Below are 5,074 nucleotides of genomic sequence, written 5' to 3'. Positions count from 1 at the left end.
GGGCGGGCGGCGCCCCCCCGGGGCGCCGGCGCGCTGGGGGCCCCGGCCCCCCGTCCCACCTACCGCCGTAGGACCGCTCACCGGGCGGCGACCCGCCGGTAGGCGCGCATGCTCAGCGGCACGAACACCGCCACGATCAGCAGCGACGACAGCCACGCGTAGGTCAGCGCGTGGTCGTCGGGCCACGAGCCGGACACGACGTCCAGCCCCGGCACGGTGTTGCCGAACAACCCGCGCACCGCGTTGATCACGGCGGTCAGCGGGTTCCACTCGGCGATCACGCGCAGCGGGCCCGGCATCGACTCCTCCGGCACGAACCCGGACGACACGAACGTCAGCGGGGTCAGCCAGATCAGGCCGGCGCTCTGCGCGGCCTCCGGGCTCGGCGAGACCAGCCCGATGAGCGCCCCGATCCACGACATGGCGAACGCGAACACCAGCAGCACCAGGAACGCCAGCACCGCGTCCAGGAAGCTGCCGCGCACCCGCCAGCCGATGAGCAGGCCGCACAGGCACGTCACGAGCATCGCCACCACGCTCACCGCCAGGTCGGACAGCGTGCGGCCGACCATCACCGACACACCGGACATCGGCAGCGACCGCAGCCGGTCGATGAAGCCCTTGCGCAGGTCCGTCGACAGGCCGATGACGGTGAACGCGGAGTTGAACGCCAGCGTCTGCACCAGGATGCCCGCCAGCAGGTACTCGCGGTACGCCGCGCCGCCGAGCAGGCCGCCGAACACGAACCCGAACAGCAGCACGAACATCACCGGTTGCACCACCGCGGCGAACGCCCAGTCGACGCTGCGCCGGACGTGCAGCAGGTTGCGCCAGGCGATCATCCAGCCGTCGACGGCCACCTTGGCCACTGCGGTCACGAGTCCTCCCCGTCGTCGGCGCGGTCGGTGAGCATCAGGAACACGTCGTCCAGCTTGGGCCGGTGCAGCGACACGTCGAGCACCCGCACGTCCCGCGCGTCCAGCCGCTGCAACGCCTCCATCAACGTCTTCGGGCCGACGTGCACCAGCACGTGCGCCCGGCGCAGGTGCTCGTCCACCACGGGCTCGGCCGCGCCGACCTCGGCTAGCACGCGGGTCAGCTCGGGCAGGTCCGCGTGGTCGGCGACGACGATCTCCAGGCGTTCGCTGCCGACGCGGGCCTTCAGCTCGTCGGACGTGCCCCGCTCCACCACCCGACCCCGGTCGATCACCACGATCGAGTCGGCCAGGTGGTCGGCCTCCTCCAGGTACTGGGTCGTGAGCAGCACGGACGCGCCGTCGTCCACGAGCCGCCGCACCATCTCCCAGGTGTCCAGGCGAGACCGCGGGTCCAGGCCCGTGGTCGGCTCGTCCAGCACCACCACCGGTGGCCGGGCGACGAGCGCGCCCGCCAGGTCGAGCCGCCGCCGCATGCCGCCCGAGTAGGTGCGCAGCAGCCGGGACGCGGCCTGCTCCAGCCGGAACAGCGCCAGCAGCTCCCGGGCCCGCGCCCGCGCCGCGGCGGCCTTGTAGCCGTACAGCCTGCCGACCAGGTACAGGTTCTCGTACCCGGTCAGGCTCTCGTCCACGGCCGCGTACTGCCCGGACAGGCCGATGCTGCGGCGCACGTCGGCCGACTGCGAGACCACGTCGAAGCCGGCCACGCGGATGTCGCCCGCGTCCGGCCGCAGCAACGTCGTCAGCACCCGCACCATCGTGGTCTTGCCGGCGCCGTTGGGGCCCAACAACCCCAGCACCGTCCCGGTGGGCACGGTCAGGTCCACGCCGTCGAGGGCGCGGTGCGCCTTGTACGACTTGACGACGCCTCGCGCCTCGACGGCTGCGGTCACCGCTCCTCCTCCGTGTGGTCGTCCGCCCCGACCGGCGCCCTGGGCGGGAACAGCGTCACGCGCACCGGCCAGCCGACGAGCCAGATCGCGGTGACGGCGGCGAGCTGGATCTCGAAGTTCCACAGCTCGACCGTGCTCGGCCCGCCGATCAGGAACATCACCAGCGTCAACGCCGACGAGATGGCCAGCGCCGCGAGGCAGCGCAGCCACATCGCCCACTCGTGGTGCTGCCGCGCCCGGCCGTGCCGGGGCGGGCGCGCCGGTGGCGGGCCGCCGGCGAAGCGGTGCGCGAACCACGCGTCCGCCCGCCGCACCAGGTGAGGGCCGAACGCCACGCTGATGCCCAGGTAGGCCGCGGCCAGGCTGTGCGTCATGCCCGGCGTGCCGCCCGTGCGCAGGTCGACGGCGCACGCCACCACCAGCACCAGGTCGACCACCGGCACGCCCAGCAGCAGCACGCCGCCGAGGCGGGGCATCCGCAGCGCGTACCGGGCGAGCAGCCCCGAGGCCAGCACGACCCAGAAGGCGATCTCGCACGCCACGATCAGGTACAGCACGAACGGGTCCTGCCCCGCCTGTGCTTGAAGCCCTTGAGCCGGCACCGGGAACCCCATCCCCCGTGATCACGAGCCCGCCGACGGGGACGGCGCCGTGACGGGGACACCGGGCCGGTCCCCGATCACGTGCGCGCCGCCGTCGACGTGGACGATCTCGCCGGTCGTCGCGGGGAACCAGTCCGACAGCAGGGCCACGCACGCGCGGGCGACGGGCGTGAACTCCTGGTCGTCCCAGCCCAGCGGCGACTTGCCGTGCCACCGCAGGCCTTCACGGCGGGCGGCCTCGTCGCCGCCCGGCCCGATCGCGACGGCCGCGGTGGTGCGCAGCGGACCGGCGGCGACGAGGTTGACGCGGATGCCGTCGCGGCCGAGGTAGGACGCCAGGTACCGGGCGCAGGACTCCAGCGCCGCCTTCGCCACGCCCATCCAGTCGTACTCGGCGTAGGCGTGCGAGGCGTCGAAGTCCAGGCCCACCACCGAACTGCCCGGCCGCAGCATCGGCCGCACGGCACGCACGAGCGCCTGCAACGAGTAGGCGGAGACGTGGAACGCGGGCGCGACGTCGTCCCACCGCGCGGTGAGGAAGTTGCCGCCGAGCGCTTCGGCCGGCGCGTAGGCGACGGAGTGCAGCACGCCGTCGATCCGGTCCGCGTGCGCGGCGATCCGGGTCGGCAGGGACGCGAGGTGCTCGGCGTCGGTGACGTCCAGCTCCACCACCGGCGCGGGTGACGGCAGGCGTTGCGCGAGCCGTTCCACCAGCCGCACCCGGCCGTAGGCGGTGAGGACGACGTTCGCGCCTTCCTCCTGCGCCAGGCGTGCCACGTGGTAGGCGATGGAGGTCGGCGTGAGCACGCCCGTGACGAGCAGGGTCTTGCCCTTCAGCAGGTCCACGGCTCAGCTCTCCAGCACGTAGCCGTCACCGGGGCGGTGGCCCCGGGAGCGGCGGAGGTCGGCGAAGACGAACGTGCGCTGCAGCCAGCGGTCCGCGCCGTCGTAGCGCGGGGTGAACGCCGACCGGCCGTGCACGGTGACCCGGTTGTCCACGATCGCCAGGTCGCCCGCGGTCAGCCGCAGCGCGTTGAACGAGTTGTCGAACAGCTCGCCCAGCTCGGCCATCGCCGCGACCGCGCGTTCGGTGACGGGCCGGGTGGCCGCCTGGTCGATGCACAGGTCCGGGTCGTCCGCGTCGCCGTGCAGCACGGCTCGCGGCGGCACCTCGCCGGACGTCGCGCCGAACGAGGGCGGCGGCGCGGTGACGAACTCCGCCGACGACAGCGCCGAGCGGGCCTGCTCGCCCAGCTTCGGCAGCACCTGGCGCGAGCACACCAGCCGCAGCTCGGCGATCCGCTCGTGGTCCGGCCGCACGCACCCCAGCAGCACGAAGTCGGGCCGGTGCTGGTGGAAGGCGTTCTCGGTGTGGAACGTCAGGTGCGCCGACCCGACGTTGCCCTGCACCTCCTCCTTGCCCGGCACCGGCACCACGTTCTGCACCAGCGCGCCGGACTTCTCCGCCCGGAACGCGCCCGGGTCGCCGAGGCCGTGCGCCACGAGCACGAGCACGGCGGCGGACACCGTCGCCTCGCGCACCACGGAGCCCTCGGCCTTCGGCGTCGGCGGGAGGTTGTCCTCGTCCACGGGCAGGTTGCGCAGCAGCAGCGCGCCGCCCGCGCCCGAGTCGCGGCGGAACTCCTTGAGCGCGTGCCTCAGCGTCGCGGGCGCGTCCTCCCACGCCCGCCGTGCGGCGGCCACCCACTCGGGGCTGTCGAGCCGCCCGCCGGCCACGTCCAGCAGGTCGCGGGCGATCCGGTCGAGCCACTCGTGCTCGACGGCGTCCAGCGTGGCGGTGGTCAGCGTGTCTTCGTTGGCCAACAACATGTCCCTCACCCTCAGTGGGTCGTCACCGGGCGGACCCGCCCGAGCTGTGCGGAGATCGCCCCGAGCAGGGCGGTCGGGTCGTGCCGGAAGTAGAAGTGGCCGCCGTCGAACGCGCGGTGCTCGCGCAGCTCGCCGGACGCGGCGAGGTCGCGCCACGCCTCGCCGCCGTCCGCGTCGACGTCCGGGTCGGCGTCGCCGCGGTAGACCACGAGCGGCGTGGCCACGGGTGGCGGCGCGGCGGGCGCGTACCGCTCGATGAGCCGGTAGTCGGCGCGGATCATCGGCAGCAGCAGGTCGCGCAGGTCGGGGCTGCCCAGCGCGGCGGCGTCGGCGCCGGACACGCGGGTGATCTCGGCGACGAGCGCGTCGTCGTCCCGGGTGTGCAGGTCGCCGGGCGTGCGGCGGTGCGGCGCGGTGAACCCGGAGGCCACGAGCAGGGCCGGCGGGTGGCCGCGCTCCTCGCACCGCCGGGTCACCTCGTAGGCGATGGCCGCGCCCATGCTGTGCCCGAACAGCACGACGGGCCGGTCGGACAGCGGCGCGAGGACGTCGGCGAGCACGTCGGCCATCACCTCCATGTCGTCGACCGGCTCGTCGACGAGGCGTTCCTCCCGGCCGGGGTACTGCACGACGCGCACCTCGACCGACGCGGGCAGCCGCCCGCCCCAGTCGCGGTAGTAGCTCGCCGATCCACCCGCGTGCGGCAGGCACACGAGGGTCGTCGCGGCCGACGGCCGGGGTGTGCGCGTGCGCAGCCAGCGGTCGGCGGTGGTCGTGGCCGCCATGCGCGCCTCCTTGTCGTAGACGGGTCTGC

The 5,074-nt window shown here is 74.2% G+C and carries 6 protein-coding genes; all 6 read right to left on the bottom strand.

The features are described from left to right. Positions 1 to 77: 77 nt before the first annotated feature. Genes ABTZ99_RS30345 through ABTZ99_RS30320 form a run of 6 tightly spaced genes read right to left on the bottom strand, consistent with a single transcriptional unit; the run spans position 78 to position 5,045 of the window. Positions 78 to 878, bottom strand: coding sequence for an ABC transporter permease (locus tag ABTZ99_RS30345; protein WP_498783570.1), 801 nt, complete (start codon positions 876 to 878; stop codon positions 78 to 80). Further along, positions 875 to 1,828 carry an ATP-binding cassette domain-containing protein gene (locus ABTZ99_RS30340; RefSeq protein WP_498783568.1) on the bottom strand — a complete coding sequence of 318 codons (954 nt, stop codon included), beginning with the start codon at positions 1,826 to 1,828 and terminating at the stop codon, positions 875 to 877. The genes ABTZ99_RS30345 and ABTZ99_RS30340 overlap by 4 nt, the downstream gene beginning before the upstream one ends. Continuing rightward, positions 1,825 to 2,442: a hypothetical protein gene (locus ABTZ99_RS30335; protein ID WP_499616053.1), complete on the bottom strand. Its 618-nt coding sequence runs from the start codon at positions 2,440 to 2,442 to the stop codon at positions 1,825 to 1,827. Before ABTZ99_RS30335 ends, ABTZ99_RS30340 begins: the two co-directional genes overlap by 4 nt. Before the next feature lie 9 nt (positions 2,443 to 2,451). Then, the gene (gene fabI, locus ABTZ99_RS30330; RefSeq protein WP_499616050.1) at positions 2,452 to 3,276 is read right to left on the bottom strand and encodes an enoyl-ACP reductase FabI; all 825 of its coding nucleotides are present in this window, start codon (positions 3,274 to 3,276) and stop codon (positions 2,452 to 2,454) included. Positions 3,277 to 3,279: 3 nt separating this feature from the next. After that, positions 3,280 to 4,260, bottom strand: coding sequence for a TauD/TfdA family dioxygenase (locus tag ABTZ99_RS30325; RefSeq protein WP_498783563.1), 981 nt, complete (start codon positions 4,258 to 4,260; stop codon positions 3,280 to 3,282). A gap of 11 nt (positions 4,261 to 4,271) precedes the next feature. Further along, positions 4,272 to 5,045, bottom strand: coding sequence for a thioesterase II family protein (locus tag ABTZ99_RS30320; RefSeq protein WP_499616047.1), 774 nt, complete (start codon positions 5,043 to 5,045; stop codon positions 4,272 to 4,274). Positions 5,046 to 5,074 lie beyond the last annotated feature (29 nt).

The sequence above is a fragment of the Actinosynnema sp. NPDC002837 genome (assembly GCF_040295345.1).
Classification (GTDB): Bacteria; Actinomycetota; Actinomycetes; order Mycobacteriales; family Pseudonocardiaceae; genus Actinosynnema.
The sequence above is the reverse complement of the archived record's forward strand: the minus strand, read 5'-3'. Positions and strand labels throughout refer to the sequence as shown.